This is a genomic window from Microbacterium shimangi (assembly GCF_043556445.1).
Lineage (GTDB): Bacteria > Actinomycetota > Actinomycetes > Actinomycetales > Microbacteriaceae > Microbacterium.
On sequence record NZ_JBIGII010000003.1, the window covers coordinates 974,288 to 989,526 of the forward strand.

A 15,239-nucleotide genomic window follows, 5' to 3' on the forward strand; every position below is an offset into this window, starting at 1 on the left:
CGCGTCAGGCCTCGCCCGGCGCCAGGAGCCCGCTCTCGTATGCCGCGATGACCAACTGTGCGCGGTCGTGCGCGTAGAGCTTCGTCATGATGCGGTTCACATGGGTCTTCGCCGTGTGGGGAGAGATCACGAGGTCGTCGGCGATGTTCTGGTTCGACCGACCGCGGCCGACGAGGAGCAGCACCTCTCGTTCGCGCTCGGTGAGGTGCGCGAGCGCGGGCGGCACGGGAGCGGGGGCGCCGGTGTCAGCGGGAGCTGGCGGCAGCACGTAACGGGTGATGAGGCTTCTCGTCGCGGTCGGCGAGAGCAAGGCGTCGCCCGCGTGCACCGCCCGCACGGCGCGTGAGATGTCTTCGGGTTCCGATCCCTTGCCGATGAAGCCGCTGGCGCCCGCGCGAAGCGCCGCCACCAGATACTCGTCCTCTTCGAAGGTGGTCAGAATGAGAACGCGCGTGTCGGCCAGAGCGGGCTCCGCGCAGATCGCCGAGGTGGCGCCGATGCCGTCGAGGCCGGGCATGCGGATGTCCATCAGCACCACATCGGGGCGCAGGTCGAGGGCCATCGCCACGGCGACCGCCCCGTTCACGGCTTCGCCGACGACGGTGATATCGGGTTCGGACGACAGGATGTCGGTCACGGCCTGCCGGATCAGCGATTGGTCGTCGACGACGAGCACGGTGGTCACGAGGTCTCCTTGCGCGTGAGGGGCAGCGTGGCGGCGACTCGCCACCCGCCGACCGTCATACCGGCTTCGACCGTTCCGCGCACCGAGGCGACCCGCTCGCGGATTCCGAGGAGCCCGTGTCCGCGGGCGCGGTCGTCGTCACCAGCGGCGTCGGCGCGCGCTGTTCGAACGGGATTCACCACGACGACGGTGACGGTGGTCTCGCCCACGTCGACCAGGACGTGGGCTCGATGCTCGGCGCCGTGCTTCTGCGCGTTGGTGAGCCCCTCCTGGATCACTCGGTAGGCCACCAGTCCGGCGGCACCGTCGACCCTGCGCAGGTCGCCCTCGACCCGTGTCTGGACGGCGAGCCCCACTCGGGCGAAGTCGGCCACGAGGTCGTCGAACCGGTCGAGCCCCGGTTGGGGAACCTTCGCGCGTTCGACGTCGTCGTCGGCGCGCAGCACCTCGAGCAGGTTGCCGATCTCGCCCAGCACCGTGCGCGACGCCTGACGGATGGTGCCGAGCGCTTCGCGGGCCTTCTCGGGTCTTGTCTCCAGTGCCGACGTCGCGACCCCGGCGTTCAGGCTGATCACCGAGATCTGGTGGGCCACCGCATCGTGGAGGTCGCGGGCGATGCGCAGCCGCTCCTCCGCGACGCGGCGGCTGGCTTCGGCCTCGTGAGTCCGTTCGGCCCGCTCGGCTCGTTCGGTGACGGCGGTGATGTATTCGCGACGCGAGCGGGTGGCGTCTCCTGCTGCCGCGGCGAAGGCGATGGTGATGGCGAACTGCAGGGCGCGGGCGTCGAACACGCTTCCGACGGTCGCGAGAAGACTGAGGAGCACCAAGCCGACGACGGCGATCGCCGCGACGACGAACGTCACCCGTCTCGTGGATCGGGTTGCCACGCGGAACATCGCGACCGCGGCGGCGATCGCGTTGCCGGCGGAGAGCGTGCCGACGAGGGCAGCCGCGCCGTAGAGCCCGATGATCACGGCGAGAACGGAGATCGGCCACCGCCGGCGGAACGGCAAGACGAACGCGGGCGCGATGACGAGGACGATCGCGAGCGCGCTGCCGGGTCGGAACTCCGCCTCGGGGAAGGGGGCGAACGCCGCACCGACGACGAGTGCTCCCGCCACCACGTCGCCGACCCAGGTCGGCGGACGCCGGTGCCCGGGTGCCCGGAGACGTCCCAAAGCATCCACCATCGTTCCAGTGTGCCGGTCATCCGCCCCCGGCGACTCCTCCGCACGGGTCATCCGGCATACCGCCTTCGCGGTACGCAGGGTGTCCGCGGACGGGGGACGCCCCGGATGCTGAGGGCCGCGAGTCTGGAGGAGCTTCGGAAAAGCCGGAGCCCACCCAGGGGAGTGCACCATGACGCCGATCATCTCGGTCCGGGACGTACGCAGATCGTACGGTCGCGGGCAGAACCGCTTCGAAGCCCTGAAGGGGGTGAGCTTCGACATCTTCGAGGGTGAGAGCGTGGCGATCGTCGGCAAGAGCGGATCGGGAAAGTCGACGCTCATGCACGTGCTCGCGCTTCTCGACGCTCCGAGCTCGGGCACGGTCGAGCTGGAAGGGGTGGACACCCGCACCCTGCACGGACGCCGCCTCAACAAGACGCGCAACAAGACCTTCGGCTTCGTGTTCCAGCAGTTCTTCCTCACCGCGAACGCCTCGGTGCTCGAGAACGTCATCCTGCCGATGAAGATCGCGGGCATCAAGCGCGGTGACCGTCGACGGCGGGGGATGGCCGCGCTCGCGCAATTGGAGCTCGACGACAAGGCGAAGAACAAGGCGGTGAACCTGTCGGGCGGCCAGAAGCAGCGCACCGTCATCGCGCGGGCCCTCGTGAACGACCCGCGCATCATCTTCGCCGACGAGCCCACCGGAAACCTCGACTCGCAGACGGGCGCCGTGGTCGAAGACATCCTCTTCGCGCTCAACCGCGAGAGCGGCATCACGCTGATCGTCGTCACCCACGACGAAGAACTCGCGGCGCGCTGCGACCGCCGCATCCTGATCCGCGACGGCCTGCTGGTCGACGAGACGGCGGCGGTGGCGGCGTGAGAACCATCGACCTGGTCGGCACGGCCGTCGCGAACACCTTCCGCTCGAAGACCCGCACCATTCTGACGATCCTCGCGATCTTCGTCGGTGCGTTCACCCTCACCCTCACCAACGGGCTCGGCACGGGCATCAACGCCTACATCGACGACACGGTCTCGGGGGTCGGGGCATCGGACACCATGACCGTCACCAAGACCGCCGAGTCCGACACCGCGTTCGGCGCGGCCGATTCGGGGCCGGCCGAGTACAACCCCGACGCGGTCAGCGCCGGCCAGAACGCCGTTCCCGGCTCGACGGTCGTCGCGCTCGGCCCCTCCGACCTCGAGGCGCTCGCCGACGTCGACGGTGTGCGCGACGTGCAGGCCACGAAGTCGATCTCGGCCGATTACATCGAGGCGGGCGACGGCACCAAGTATGTCGTCGGCGTCGGAAGCCTCGTCCCCGGTCAGACGGTGAACCTCCTCGCCGGGGCTCAGCCCGACGCTGACGCCGACGAGTTGCAGCTCGCGCTGCCCGCTTCGTACGTCGAGCCCCTCGGCTTCTCGAGCAACGAAGACGCGGTCGGCAAGACGGTCACGATCGCCGTCACCGATGCCCAGCGCACGCAGCACGTGGTCGAAGCGACCATCACGGGCGTGGCCGAAGAGAGCATCGCATCGCCGGCGGGTGCCTCGATCGTGCCCAACGACGCTCTCACCGACGAGCTGTTCACGACCCAGAACATCGGGGTGCCGTCAGACCAGGTGGAGCGTTACGCGCAGGCGACGGTCTGGTTCAGTCCCGACGCGACCGAGCAGCAGATCACCGACCTGAAGGCCGAACTGAGCGACGCCGGATACACGGGAACGACCGTCGCCGACCAGCTCGGCACGATCAAGACCGTGATCGACGGCATCGTGCTCGTGCTCAACGCCTTCGCCGTCATCGCCCTGCTCGCCGCGAGTTTCGGCATCGTGAACACGCTGCTGATGTCGGTGCAGGAACGCACCCGTGAGATCGGCCTCATGAAGGCCATGGGCATGGGAAGCGGCAAGGTGTTCGGGCTGTTCAGCCTCGAGGCCGCGTTCATCGGGTTCCTCGGGAGCGCGATCGGAGCCGCCGGCGCGATCATCGCGGGAACCGGAATCAGCGCCGCCCTGTCGGGATCGCTCTTGGCCGATCTGCCGGGGCTGAATCTGATCGCCTTCGACCCGCTGTCGATCGCCGTCGTGATCCTGATCGTGATGGGCATCGCCTTCCTCGCGGGCACCCTGCCCGCGGCCCGCGCCGCGAAGGCCGACCCGGTGGAGTCGCTGCGCTACGAGTGACCGCGCCGCTCGATGTGTTCCCCTGTCACGAATGGTCGACGAGACCCGCTATTCGTGACAGGGCAACCTCATCGGGCCACCTTCCCCTGTCACGAATGGTCGGTGAGACCCGCTGTTCGTGACAGGGGAACCTCGGCGGGCGGCAGGGGAGCGAGAGGATGCTGCGCCGGGACGAAGCTCAGCGGGCCGCAGCATCCTCGAGTCCGGCTTCGAGCGCGTCGAGCCACGCGCCCACGTTCGCCCGCGCCTCGGGGGTGTCGGGATAGCGCGAGCGCAGCTGGAGTCCGCTGCGCGTCGCGGTGAACCAGATCATGACCCCGTCGACGTCGATCGCCGCCGAGACGTGCTGGATCTCGAGCTCGGGGTCGGTCGGCATCGTCATGCGACGGACGTCGAGCCACGAGAGGGCGAACATGCCCGGCCGCACGGGCATGCCGCCGTAGGGGGCGAGGATCGGGGCGAGCGGGTACGAGCCCAGCGCCATCGCTTCTCTGACCGAGGCGGCGCACGCGACCGGGTCGTCGTCGTCGCTCTCGATCACGGCGTTGGTGATGAACCAACCGACGGCGTCGTGCCACCGGTGGTCGTACCGGCTGTGCACCGGAAAGACCGCGCGGAGCGGGGCATCGGCCAGCGTCCGCGTGACGCGCGTGAGCACGCTCATCGCCAGAGCGATCGCCCGCACCGACAGCGCCGCGGCCGCCGCGTCGAACCGGCGCAGTTCGGCGGAGTCGAGCACGTCGCGCACCTCGACGACCGCCCGCCGCGGGCTCGACACGTCGCCCAGCGGAAGCGGGAAGAGCGGCATCGCGCCCGCCTCCGCGGCGAGGATCGCCTCCCAGCGCCGCGAGACCTCCGCGGGAGCCGGGGGCATCTGCTCGAGCAGATCGGTGTGCTCGGCGAAAGACGCCGCGGGCTCGGAGTCGGCCCCGTCGATCGCGGCGAGCAGGTCGCGGATCACGACGTGCCACGACCACATGTCGACGTGCGAGTGATCGGCGCCGATGACGACGACACCGCCCTCGGTCTCATCGAGCGGCTCGAGCAGGCAGAGTCGATACGACGGCGACTGGTACGGCGCGCAGGCTTCGTCGAAGACGTCGCGCACCACCTCGCGGGCGGTGCGACCGGGGGCGACCGGATGCTGCAACCACTCGCCCGAGATCACCTCGATCTCGTGCAGGGTCGGCACGCCGTCGTCGCCCGGGCGGAAGGCCGTGCGAAAAGTGCCGTGACGCGCGATGACCCGCAGCCACCCCGCCGCGAGGTCATCGCGATCGACGCCGAGCGGAAGACGGAAGGCGACGGCCATCCACGACCCGGGGCGCTGCCCCTCACCGACGTGACGTCGCTGATCGAACGAGACGGGGAGGCGCCGACCGGGGGTCTCGCTCGTGTGAATGACGAAACTCGACACCCGTCCCGGGGGAAGCGTCATTCGTGTGACTGTGGTCAACCGCATGGCGCCGTAGTCTAAACGGACGATATCTCGGGATGGTGACGGAGGATGACGGTGGGGTTGCTCGATCTCGGTGGAGCAGCGATCTCTTACGATGTCACCGGCGACTCGGGACCGCTGGCCGTGCAGCTGCACGGGCTGACGTCGAGCCGTTCCCGCGATGCCCAGCTCGGGCTCGATCTCGGCCGTGCCCTGAACCGTGCCCGTGTGCTGCGCTACGACGCCCGAGGCCACGGGCGCTCCACCGGCGACACCGATCCCGCGTCGTACGGGTGGGACCGCCTCGCCGACGATCTGCTCCGGGTGCTCGACGACGTCGCCCCCGGCGAGCGGGTGCACGGCGTCGGGCCGTCGATGGGAACGGGCACGCTGCTGCACGCCGCGGTCCGCGACCCCGACCGGTTCGCCAGCCTCACGCTGGTCGTACCGCCGACGGCGTGGACGACGCGCGCCGCGCAGTCGGAGACCTACCTCCGCAACGCCCGATTCGTCGAGCGGGAGGGCGTCGACGCGCTCGTCGAGCTCGGCAGCTCCGCTCCGGTTCCGCCGGCGCTCGCCGACGCCCCCGAGAGCTACCCGGCGGTCGATGTGGGGCTGCTCCCCACCGTGCTCCGCGGCGCCGCGGCGACCGATTTCCCACCTGTCGGAACCCTGCGGAAGATCGTCACGCCCACGCTCGTTCTCGCCTGGGCGGGCGACCCGGCGCACCCGCTCTCGACGGCCGAGAAGCTGCGCGAGATCATTCCGGGCAGCATCCTGTCGGTGGCGCGCTCACCCCACGAAGTGCTGGGGTGGGCAGGCCGGTTCGCCGAGCACGTCAGCGCCGTCGCGCGGCGCAAGGTCTGACGCCGCAGCATCCGCACCGCCCCATCGTGTGCCTCAGTGGGGGAGCGACGGATGCTTCTCGGCCGAGCGCGTCGGAATGAACAGCGCGATGACGAGGGCGATGACAGCGGCCCCGCCGCCGAGCAGGAACGAGACTTGGAACGCCTCGGGAGTCGGCACCTGCGTGTCGCCCTGGACGGTCGACATCGACGCGAGGACGACACCGACGATCGCTGCGGCGGTGCTCGTGCCGAGGGAGCGGGCGAGGGCGTTCAGTCCGTTCGACGCGCCTGTCTCGCTCGGCGGCACCGAGCGCATGATGAGCATCGGCATCGCGGCGTAGCCGAAGCCGATGCCGAAGCCGATGAGGATGTTCGCCACGACGAGCTGCCACACCTCGCTCGCGAACAGCAGGGTGAAGCCATAGGCCGCGATCAGCGACACGGCACCGGCGATGAGCAGCACGCGCGGACCGATCGTGCGGGCCAGTCGCCCCGAGATCGGCGAGAGCACCATCATCACGAGGCCCGAGGGCATGACGACGAGGCTCGCGGCGAGGAGCGAGAGCCCGAATCCCGAGCCCGTCTCCACCGGCAGCTCGAGGATCTGCGGGTAGACGACGTTCGAGGCGAACAGCGCGAAACCCATCGCGACCGAGGCGAGGTTCGTCAGCAGCACCGGGCGTCGCGCGGCGACACGGAGGTCGAGCAGCGGATCGTCGATGCGCAGCTCGTACCAGCCCCAGACGAGCAGCACGACGACGCCACCGAGCCCGAGGGCGAGGGTGATCGGCGAGAGCCACCCCCAGGTGTTGCCGCGCGAGACGGCGAGGAGCACGCCGATGAGGCCGATCGCGAGGCCCGCGGCACCGACGAAGTCGAACCGGCCGGGGGTGCGCAGCACACTCACCGGCACGACCCACAGCACCAGCACGAAGACGACCGCCCCGAGCCCGCCGGCGATCCAGAACAGCACGTGCCAGTCGCTGTACTCCGACACCAGGGCGCTGATCGGCAGACCGAGCGCTCCGCCGACGCCGAGGGTGGCGCTGATGAGCGCGATCGCGCTGTCGACGCGCTTCTCGTGCAGCACGTCGCGAAGGATCGAGACGCCGAGGGGGACGACGCCGACGACCGCGCCCTGCAGGGTACGGCCGACGATCATGCTGCCGATGCCGGTCGAGAGGGCGGCGATGACCGACCCCAGCACGAGCACCGCGAGCAGCACCAGGACGATCCGTCGCTTGCCGTACATGTCGCCGAGGCGCCCCGCGATCGGGGTGGTCACCGCCGCGGCGAGGAGCGTCGACGTGACGACCCAGGCGGTGTCGTCTCGCGAGGCGTTCAGCAGCTGCGGCAGTTGCGTCTGGATCGGTACGACCAGGGTGAACATGAACGACGAACAGAGTCCGGCGACCGCCAGCACCGCGATCACGGCCCACTGGGGGGAGGTTCGGGTCAAGCGTTCACGTGCATTCTCATCCCGGGCCACTGTCCCCAGGCTAGCTGCGGCCCGAGGCGCCGGGGTCGCCGGTGCGAGACTGGGGCCATGCCCGAATCGGCCGGTCTCGCCATCCGCACGCTCGACACGGTCGACGGGGTTCACGCCGCATCCCGCCTCTTCGACGAGGTGTGGCCCGGCGAACGCAGCACCATGCCGGCGAACATCCTGCGCGCACTCGAGCACGCGGGCAACTACGTCGTCGGGGTCTACGAGGGCGAGCGGATGCTGGCTGCCTCGGCCGCGTTCTTCGGCGCCCCCGCCGCGCGCACCCTGCACTCCCACATCACCGGCGTGCTGCCCGAGGCGCAGGGGCGGGGCATCGGCCGTGCCGTGAAGCTGCACCAGCGCGCCTGGGCGAGAGAGCGCGAGATCGACCGCATCACCTGGACGTTCGACCCCTTGATCGCGCGGAACGCCCACTTCAACCTGACCGTGCTGGGCGGCGGGGTGGCCGACTACCTGGTCGACCAGTACGGCCAGATGGGCGATGACGTGAACCGCGGCGACGCCTCGGACCGCCTCCTGGTGTCGTGGGCGGTCGCGGGGTCGCCGCCACTCCTCGGCGAGGTGGTCGCGGCGGTGCAGATTCCTCGCGACATCGGGGCGATCCGCGCCACCTCACCCGAAGACGCCGCCGAATGGCGACTGCGGGTGCGTGAAAGTCTTCTCGCCGCGCTCGCAGACGGGCTCCGGGTCGGCGGCTTCGACGTCGAGCGCGGCTATCTGTTGACCCGCTGAGGTCGCGACGGGGCGCTACGCGCCGTCGGCCTCGGGGTCGCCCTGGCCGGGGCCCGGGCGCACGGCCGCGTCGTCGCGGATGTCGATCCGCGTGATGCCGTCGTGCTCGGTCACGTCGATGCGGGGCGCGGCGTCGGCCTCGGTCGCGTCCGGGGCACTCGTGAGTTGATCGTGGCGCTTCTCGGCGTCGCTCATCTCATGCGCGCTCATCTCGTGCGTGCTGTCCTGTTCGGTCATGTCGGTCTCCTCGTCGTCCGGACGATCACTTGCCGGCGTCACGCCAGGCGTCGCTCTCGAGGTGGGATCCGGCCTGCGGGCCCATCTGCAGCATCCCGCCGTCGACGACCCAGCTGGCACCCGAGACGTACGATGCCGCGGGGGAAGCGAGGAACGCCACCACGGCCGCGATCTCGTCGGGCGTGCCAGGGCGGCCGAGCGGAATGCCGCCGCGATGCGTCGTCTGGGCGTCTTCGGCCGACATGTCGTTGATCGGCGTCGCGATCTCACCCGGGGCCACCGCGTTCGCGGTGATGCCGTAACGCCCGAGTTCGAGCGCCATGGTCTTCAGCAGTCCGCCGATGCCGTGCTTGGCGGCGACGTACGCCGCGCTCCCGACGCGCGGCTGGTGCTCGTGCACGCTCGAGACGGCGATGAGGCGCCCGCCGCGTCCGGCGGCGACCATGCGCCGCGCCGCTGCCTGCAGACCGATGAACGCCCCGTCGAGGTTGAGGGCGATGTCTTGCCGCCAGGCGTCTAGGTCCATATCGAGGAAGGGGCCGCCCGATCCGCCGCCCGCGTTGTTCACGAAGACGTCGACGCCACCGAGCTCGTCGGCGAGGTCGTCGATCACGCGACCGGCCGCGTCGAAGTCCGTCGCGTCGAAGCGTGCCACGACGGCGCGCCCGCCGCGGGCGCGAACCTGCTTGGCTGTGCCCTGCGCCCCCTCCTCATCGGAGTGCCAGGTGATGCCGACGTCGAGGCCGGCCTCGGCGAGGGCGACGGCGGTCGCCGCACCGATGCCGGAGTCCGAAGCGGTCACGATGGCGTGGCGCGGGGAGAAATCAGAAGAAGCCATGGTTCGAGGTTAGGTCGCAGCGCAACGGTCGGCGCGGCCCTTTACAGCCCGGGACCGGTTCACTAGCGTGCTCGGACTCGCACTCCCAGGAATCGTTAACTCGACTCGCGCCCCAGAAGTGACAAACTCGCGACATGTCGACCTCCGAACCCTTCCTGCCCGTGCCCGGCGAAGACACCGCCCTCGACGACGCGCCCCTCGAACGCGAAGACCACGACGAGGAGGACGAGAACGAACCCGATATTTTCTCCGGCCCGTCGGACGACGCCCAGGACGCGACCGACGAACCGCCCGTCGCCGACCACACCGTCTTCCGCACCCCCGCGGGCGATAGCGCCGACCCCGCGAAGGACTGACCCGCGCCCGACCCCGTCGACCCCACCTCGGACCGACGGGCGCCGAGCGGGCGGGGCGGTTGCCCAGCGAGCCGCCGATACCCTGATCCCATGCCTCCCGTGCGATCCTCGGCCCCCGTGCGCCTGTCGGGCCTCGAGCTGCGTGTTCTGCACCTGCCGCTCGTCTCGCCGTTCACGACCTCGTTCGGTACGGAAGACGTGCGCGAAGTCATCGTGGTGCGTGCCCGCACGGCCGACGGCGACGGCTGGGGCGAGGTCGTCACGCAGCACGCGCCGCTGTACTCGAGCGAATACACGCACGGCGCGTGGGACGCGCTGCGACGCTGGTTGATCCCCGCGCTCCTCGATCGCCCGACCATCGCGGCCGAGGAGGTCGGCGGGGTGCTCGCCCCGTTCGTCGGACACCGGATGGCCAAAGCCGGGCTCGAGACCGCCGTGCTCGACGCCGCCCTGCGCGCCGAGGGGCGCTCGTTCGCCGCCTATCTCGGTACCGAGCGCGACCGCGTGCCCGCCGGTGTCTCGGTCGGCATCCAGCGAGACCCCGCCGCGCTCGTGCAGGCGGTCGGGGGCTACCTCGACGAGGGCTACGCCCGCATCAAGATCAAGATCAAACCCGGCCGTGACCTCGCCGACACCGCCGCCGTGCGCGACGCGTTCGGGATGATTCCGTTGCAGGTCGACGCGAATTCGGCGTACACGCTCGCCGACGCCGACCTGCTCGCCGAGCTCGATCGGTTCGACCTGCTCCTCATCGAGCAGCCGCTGCAAGAAGACGACATCGTCGACCACGCTGCCCTCGCCGCACGGCTCCGCACCCCCGTGTGCCTCGACGAATCCATCGTCTCGGCGAAGGCCGCAGCCGACGCGATCGCGTTGCGCGCCGCATCCGTCATCAACATCAAGGCCGGACGCGTCGGCGGCTACCTCGAGGCCGTCGCGATCCACGACCTCTGTCGGGCCGCCGGGCTTCCGGTCTGGTGCGGCGGCATGCTCGAGACGGGTATCGGACGCGCGGCCAACGCCGCACTCGCCGCACTCCCCGGTTTCACGCTCCCCGGCGACATCTCGGCATCATCGCGTTTCTACGAGCGCGACATCGTCACCGAGCCGGTCGTCCTCGACGACGGCCACGTTCGCGTGCCGACGGGGCACGGTCTCGGTATCGAGATCGACGAGGCCGCGCTCGACGCGTTCACGGTGCAGCGCGAGACGATCGCCCGGTGACGCGCAGAACACCGAAGGTGCGCGCGGGCGCGCTGGCCGCCGGTCTCCTCGTGCTCCTCGCGCTCGCCGGCTGCACGGCGGCGCCGCATCCCTCGCCGTCGGCGACAGCGCTGCCGTCGGGGATCACCGCCAGCCTGGTGCAGCTTCGCGGTGACGTCGCGGCCCGCCAAGCGCAGGTGCAGATCACCAACGGTGCCGAAGACACCCTGCGCATCGGCAAGGTCGAGGTCGAAGACGACCGCTTCGACGGCATCGCGAGCAGGGTCGTCGCCCACGACACCGACATCGCGCCCGGGCGCACCGTCAACGTGCGCGTGCAGCTGCCCCCGATGAACTGCGACGCCCCCGATGAGGGGTCGTCCATGCTCGAGGTCAAGTTCGACGTCGGTGCGGCCGATTCGATCGCCCGCTTCGAGATCGACGATGCGCTCGGGTTCGTCTCCGACCTGCACCGCCGCGAATGTCTCGCCGGTGCTCTCGCGCAGACGGCGGAGGTGTCGATCGCGTCGTTCGCCCCCGCCCCACCCGGAGAGGCCGGCACGCTGACGGTCGCCGTCGATCCGACCGGCGCCGGCTCCGCCCGACTCACGGCCGTGCACGCGACGCCGCTCCTCATGTACGGGGTCGGCGGACCCGCCGAGAGCCATGCCCTCCGCCTCGACATCGCGCCCGAATCGGGCCCCGCGGTCATCGAGATCCCGCTCGCCCCGCAACGCTGCGATCCGCACGTCGTGCAGGAGGACAAGCGTGGCACCGTCTTCACCTTCGACGTCACGGTCGACAGGATCGAAGGGCAGGCAGACATCGCCGCCTCGCCCGAAATGAAAGCCGACTTGCTGACGTGGGTCGCCGACTGGTGCGGCTTCGGTACCGGGGCCGACACGGCGACCGGCTGAGCGCATTCCTGCCCGGAACTAGGATGGACAACGTAGCCTTTCGGCTGCGAAAACCCCGCGTCGCATTCGACCCCTGGAGCCACCGTGGCCGAACAGTCCCGCCTTGATAAGGTCATCGCCCTCGCCCGCCATCGCGGGTTCGTCTTCCAAGCGGGCGAGATCTACGGCGGTTCCCGCTCGGCGTGGGACTACGGACCGTTGGGTACCGAGCTCAAAGAGAACATCCGCCGTCAGTGGTGGCAGACCTTCGTGCGCGGACGCGGCGACATGGTCGGCCTCGACTCGTCGGTCATCCTGCCGAAGCGGGTGTGGGAAGCATCCGGTCACGTCGCGACCTTCACCGATCCGCTGGTCGAGTGTCTGCACTGCCACAAGCGGTTCCGCGCCGACACCCTGATCGAGGACTTCGAGGCGCGGAAGGGCCGTGCCGCCGAGAACGGCCTGCTCGACGTGCCGTGCCCGAACTGCGGCACCAAGGGCCAGTACACCGAGCCGCGTTCGTTCTCGGGCCTCGTGAAGACCTACCTCGGTGTCGTCGACGACGAGAGTGGACTGTTCTACCTGCGTCCCGAGACGGCGCAGGGCATCTTCGTGAACTTCACCAACGTGCTGACCGCGTCGCGCAAGAAGCCGCCGTTCGGCATCGGCCAGGTCGGCAAGTCGTTCCGTAACGAAATCACCCCGGGCAACTTCATCTTCCGCACGCGCGAGTTCGAACAGATGGAGATCGAGTACTTCACCGCCCCCGACGAGGCGCAGCAGTGGTTCGAGCACTGGGTCGAAGCGTGCTGGAACTGGTTCATCGACCTGGGCGTCGACCCCGCGAACATGCGCCAGTTCGACGTTCCCGAAGACGACCGTGCGCACTACTCGGCCGGCACGATCGACGTCGAGTACCGCTTCGGCTTCCCCGGCAAGGAGTGGGGCGAGCTCATGGGTGTCGCCAACCGCACCGACTACGACCTGACGAGCCACTCCGAAGCATCCGGGGCCAAGCTCAACTTCTTCGACCAGACCAGTGGCACCACCTACACGCCGTACGTCATCGAACCCTCGTTCGGTCTCACCCGGGCGATGATGGCGTTCCTCGTCGACGCCTACCGCGAAGAAGAGGTGCCCAACGCTAAAGGCGGCACCGACAGCCGCACCGTGCTGAAGCTCGATCCTCGCCTCGCGCCCGTCAAGGTCGCCGTGCTGCCGCTCTCGCGCAACGAGCGGCTGTCGCCGCTGGCGCGCGAAGTGGCCGACGATCTGCGCGCGCAGTGGAACGTCGACTTCGACGACGCCGGCGCGATCGGTCGTCGCTACCGTCGTCAAGACGAGATCGGCACACCGTTCTGCGTCACGATCGACTTCGACTCGCTCGACGACCGCGCCGTGACGGTGCGCGACCGCGACACCATGACCCAGGAGCGTGTGCCGCTCGACGCCCTCCACGGCTATCTCGCTGAGCGTCTGCGCGGGGCGTGACGTCGCCCGGGGTCGCCGACCGCGACCCTGAACCGTCGGCGGACCACGCGACACCCGAACCCGCCGGCCCTCCCTCGGGCATCGCGCGGGTCACCTGGATGGCCTGGCCGTTCGTCGCGTGGGGGCTGCCGATCTTCCTCGTCGTGCGCGGCTTCATCAGCGACAACGGCGGGTGGGAAGCCCTGATCTTCCTGGTGCTCTCGCCCGTGCTCGTGCCGGGGGCGGGGCTGCTCGGGGTGCTGCCCCGGTTCTTGCTGCGCCGCAAGGGCGTGCGCACCACACCGTCGCCGATCGTGCCGTTGCTCCACGTGCACTGGTGGAGCTGGATCGCCGGGATCATCACCATCCCGGGCATCGGTGATTCGGGCGAGATGCCCTCCCTGCTGCGCTCCGTGGTGTCGGCGCCGATCTCGCGGCCGGCGGAGACGGTCATCTTCTCCGCCGCCCTCGTGATCGCCGTCGCGACGTGGCTCGTGATCCTCATTCTCGCCGTCGCTCGACGACCGAGCACGAGTCCGCCGGGACCCGGACGGACCGTCGTCGGCTGGATCGCGCTCTTCGCCGCTCCCGCCCTGCTCGTCGGCGCCGTCGCGATCGCTGCGGGTGCGACGTCGAACCAGCGCGACGCCGCGGGCGACACCGTCACCGCAGCCGCGAGTCGTTCTCTCTCGGAACAGACCGACCTGGCGGTGCAGCGCCATGACGAGACCCAGGCGATGCTCGTTCCGCTCCGCGAGGAGTTCGGGCCGACGGGATGGGTGGCCACCAGCGCGGGCTTCGGATGGAGCGACTGCAAAAAACTGGCCGCCGAGTGTTACGACTTCGAGCTCGGTTTCCGCCTCGATCCGCGTCTCGGTGACACGACCCCGGAACTCCTTGCCGAGCGACTCGGGGCAGAGGGGTGGGATACCTGGCACGACAGCATGAACGTCAGCGCAGAGAACCCCGCCGGCTACACCCTCGACATCTCGTACTCCCCGACCGGTGTCGAAATCGAGCTCTTCTCGCCCGACTGGTGGGGAGACGTGTACGACATCCGTCGAGAGCTCGAAGCTCGATCCGGCTCTTCGTCGGAGATCGCCGAGTCGTACACCTACGAGGAGTGGCCACCGCTGCGCTGAGCCGATTTTCCCTCGGCGGTGCTCTGCTCGTCAGGCCGCGCGCCGGACCGGATCGATCTCCACGCCTACTCGGTCACGAAAACGCAGGATGACCGAGTCGGCCGCGAGGGAGTAGCCGTAGGGCATCACGATGCGATCCTGATAGGCGCCCGCAGCATCCCACAGGATGGTGACGCTCTTCGGCTTGAGTTCGGCGAGAAAGCGGCGGGTGTCGCCTTCGCGCGACTCGGACTCTTCTTCCCACTCCCGCAGGAGTGCCGATGGAGCAGAATCGGGATCGTCCAGAGCCGACACCAGCGCGTCACGGGCCATCGTGTCGATCCGCTCCCAGCCGAGGAGGATGGCGTCGAGTTGCGCGAGCTGCCGCTCGTCGAAGCGAGCCGGGTAGTCCACTTCGAGGCGGAGCGGCACGGTGGCGCCGCTGAGCTCGGTCGACGTTTCGAACACGGCGCCGCCGAGACCGCCGACGAGCTCCACGGGTCCGAGGACACGGCTTTCCATTGCGATGCGATCCGTTCTGTTCGG

Annotated in this window: 16 protein-coding genes; 9 read left to right on the forward strand and 7 right to left on the reverse strand. The window is 69.7% G+C overall.

Annotated features, from left to right (window positions below):
* Positions 1-4: 4 nt before the first annotated feature.
* Positions 5-685, reverse strand: a complete 681-nt coding sequence (locus ACFXQA_RS06345) for a response regulator (RefSeq protein ID WP_394518952.1) — start codon at positions 683-685, stop codon at positions 5-7.
* Positions 682-1,875 (reverse strand): sensor histidine kinase, encoded by a 1,194-nt coding sequence (locus tag ACFXQA_RS06350; RefSeq protein ID WP_394518953.1) that lies wholly within the window; start codon positions 1,873-1,875, stop codon positions 682-684. The genes ACFXQA_RS06345 and ACFXQA_RS06350 overlap by 4 nt, the downstream gene beginning before the upstream one ends.
* A 169-nt stretch (positions 1,876-2,044) precedes the next feature.
* On the opposite strand from ACFXQA_RS06350, the gene ACFXQA_RS06355 reads away from it, so the two are divergent.
* Positions 2,045-2,740: an ABC transporter ATP-binding protein gene (locus ACFXQA_RS06355; protein WP_394518954.1), complete on the forward strand. Its 696-nt coding sequence runs from the start codon at positions 2,045-2,047 to the stop codon at positions 2,738-2,740.
* Entirely contained in the window at positions 2,737-4,047 is a 1,311-nt protein-coding gene (locus ACFXQA_RS06360) for an ABC transporter permease (protein WP_394518955.1), read from the forward strand. Before ACFXQA_RS06355 ends, ACFXQA_RS06360 begins: the two co-directional genes overlap by 4 nt.
* A 178-nt stretch (positions 4,048-4,225) precedes the next feature.
* Here the strand turns inward: ACFXQA_RS06360 and ACFXQA_RS06365 are convergent, their stop codons facing one another.
* Complete coding sequence (locus tag ACFXQA_RS06365; protein ID WP_394518956.1) at positions 4,226-5,485, reverse strand: condensation domain-containing protein; 1,260 nt, start codon at positions 5,483-5,485, stop codon at positions 4,226-4,228.
* Between the two features lie 75 nt (positions 5,486-5,560).
* Between ACFXQA_RS06365 and ACFXQA_RS06370 the strand changes: the two genes are divergently transcribed.
* Positions 5,561-6,352, forward strand: a complete 792-nt coding sequence (locus tag ACFXQA_RS06370) for an alpha/beta fold hydrolase (RefSeq protein WP_394518957.1) — start codon at positions 5,561-5,563, stop codon at positions 6,350-6,352.
* Between the two features lie 33 nt (positions 6,353-6,385).
* On the opposite strand, the gene ACFXQA_RS06375 is transcribed toward ACFXQA_RS06370, so the two are convergent.
* Positions 6,386-7,792 carry an MFS transporter gene (locus tag ACFXQA_RS06375; RefSeq protein ID WP_394518958.1) on the reverse strand — a complete coding sequence of 469 codons (1,407 nt, stop codon included), beginning with the start codon at positions 7,790-7,792 and terminating at the stop codon, positions 6,386-6,388.
* An 87-nt stretch (positions 7,793-7,879) separates the two neighbouring features.
* Between ACFXQA_RS06375 and ACFXQA_RS06380 the strand changes: the two genes are divergently transcribed.
* Positions 7,880-8,572: a GNAT family N-acetyltransferase gene (locus tag ACFXQA_RS06380; protein ID WP_394518959.1), complete on the forward strand. Its 693-nt coding sequence runs from the start codon at positions 7,880-7,882 to the stop codon at positions 8,570-8,572.
* A 15-nt stretch (positions 8,573-8,587) separates the two neighbouring features.
* On the opposite strand, the gene ACFXQA_RS06385 is transcribed toward ACFXQA_RS06380, so the two are convergent.
* A complete protein-coding gene (locus tag ACFXQA_RS06385; RefSeq protein ID WP_394518960.1) occupies positions 8,588-8,809 on the reverse strand; it encodes a multidrug transporter in 222 nt (73 codons plus the stop codon).
* A gap of 25 nt (positions 8,810-8,834) precedes the next feature.
* Entirely contained in the window at positions 8,835-9,647 is an 813-nt protein-coding gene (locus ACFXQA_RS06390) for an SDR family oxidoreductase (protein WP_394518961.1), read from the reverse strand.
* Between the two features lie 134 nt (positions 9,648-9,781).
* Here ACFXQA_RS06390 and ACFXQA_RS06395 point away from each other — a divergent pair, with 134 nt between their 5' ends.
* The 5 genes from ACFXQA_RS06395 to ACFXQA_RS06415 all read left to right on the forward strand — a co-directional run bounded on the left by ACFXQA_RS06395 (position 9,782) and on the right by ACFXQA_RS06415 (position 14,714).
* Positions 9,782-10,003, forward strand: coding sequence for a hypothetical protein (locus ACFXQA_RS06395; RefSeq protein ID WP_394518962.1), 222 nt, complete (start codon positions 9,782-9,784; stop codon positions 10,001-10,003).
* 90 nt (positions 10,004-10,093) lie between these two features.
* Positions 10,094-11,227 carry an o-succinylbenzoate synthase gene (menC, locus tag ACFXQA_RS06400; RefSeq protein WP_394518963.1) on the forward strand — a complete coding sequence of 378 codons (1,134 nt, stop codon included), beginning with the start codon at positions 10,094-10,096 and terminating at the stop codon, positions 11,225-11,227.
* Positions 11,224-12,123, forward strand: coding sequence for a hypothetical protein (locus tag ACFXQA_RS06405; protein ID WP_394518964.1), 900 nt, complete (start codon positions 11,224-11,226; stop codon positions 12,121-12,123). The genes menC and ACFXQA_RS06405 overlap by 4 nt, the downstream gene beginning before the upstream one ends.
* Before the next feature lie 84 nt (positions 12,124-12,207).
* Positions 12,208-13,593: a glycine--tRNA ligase gene (locus ACFXQA_RS06410; RefSeq protein WP_394518965.1), complete on the forward strand. Its 1,386-nt coding sequence runs from the start codon at positions 12,208-12,210 to the stop codon at positions 13,591-13,593.
* Positions 13,590-14,714 (forward strand): hypothetical protein, encoded by a 1,125-nt coding sequence (locus ACFXQA_RS06415; protein ID WP_394518966.1) that lies wholly within the window; start codon positions 13,590-13,592, stop codon positions 14,712-14,714. Before ACFXQA_RS06410 ends, ACFXQA_RS06415 begins: the two co-directional genes overlap by 4 nt.
* Before the next feature lie 30 nt (positions 14,715-14,744).
* Here ACFXQA_RS06415 and ACFXQA_RS06420 read toward each other — a convergent pair whose 3' ends face one another.
* A complete protein-coding gene (locus tag ACFXQA_RS06420) occupies positions 14,745-15,215 on the reverse strand; it encodes a hypothetical protein (RefSeq protein ID WP_394518967.1) in 471 nt (156 codons plus the stop codon).
* Positions 15,216-15,239: the final 24 nt, after the last annotated feature.

Coding starts and splice junctions, on each gene's coding strand:
- ACFXQA_RS06355 (WP_394518954.1), top strand. CDS start 2,045: ATGACGCCGATCATCTCGGTCCGGGACGTACGCAGATCGTACGGTCGC.
- menC (WP_394518963.1), top strand. CDS start 10,094: ATGCCTCCCGTGCGATCCTCGGCCCCCGTGCGCCTGTCGGGCCTCGAG.
- ACFXQA_RS06420 (WP_394518967.1), bottom strand. CDS start 15,215: ATGGAAAGCCGTGTCCTCGGACCCGTGGAGCTCGTCGGCGGTCTCGGC.
- ACFXQA_RS06350 (WP_394518953.1), bottom strand. CDS start 1,875: ATGGTGGATGCTTTGGGACGTCTCCGGGCACCCGGGCACCGGCGTCCG.
- ACFXQA_RS06380 (WP_394518959.1), top strand. CDS start 7,880: ATGCCCGAATCGGCCGGTCTCGCCATCCGCACGCTCGACACGGTCGAC.
- ACFXQA_RS06395 (WP_394518962.1), top strand. CDS start 9,782: ATGTCGACCTCCGAACCCTTCCTGCCCGTGCCCGGCGAAGACACCGCC.
- ACFXQA_RS06390 (WP_394518961.1), bottom strand. CDS start 9,647: ATGGCTTCTTCTGATTTCTCCCCGCGCCACGCCATCGTGACCGCTTCG.
- ACFXQA_RS06385 (WP_394518960.1), bottom strand. CDS start 8,809: ATGACCGAACAGGACAGCACGCACGAGATGAGCGCGCATGAGATGAGC.
- ACFXQA_RS06365 (WP_394518956.1), bottom strand. CDS start 5,485: ATGACGCTTCCCCCGGGACGGGTGTCGAGTTTCGTCATTCACACGAGC.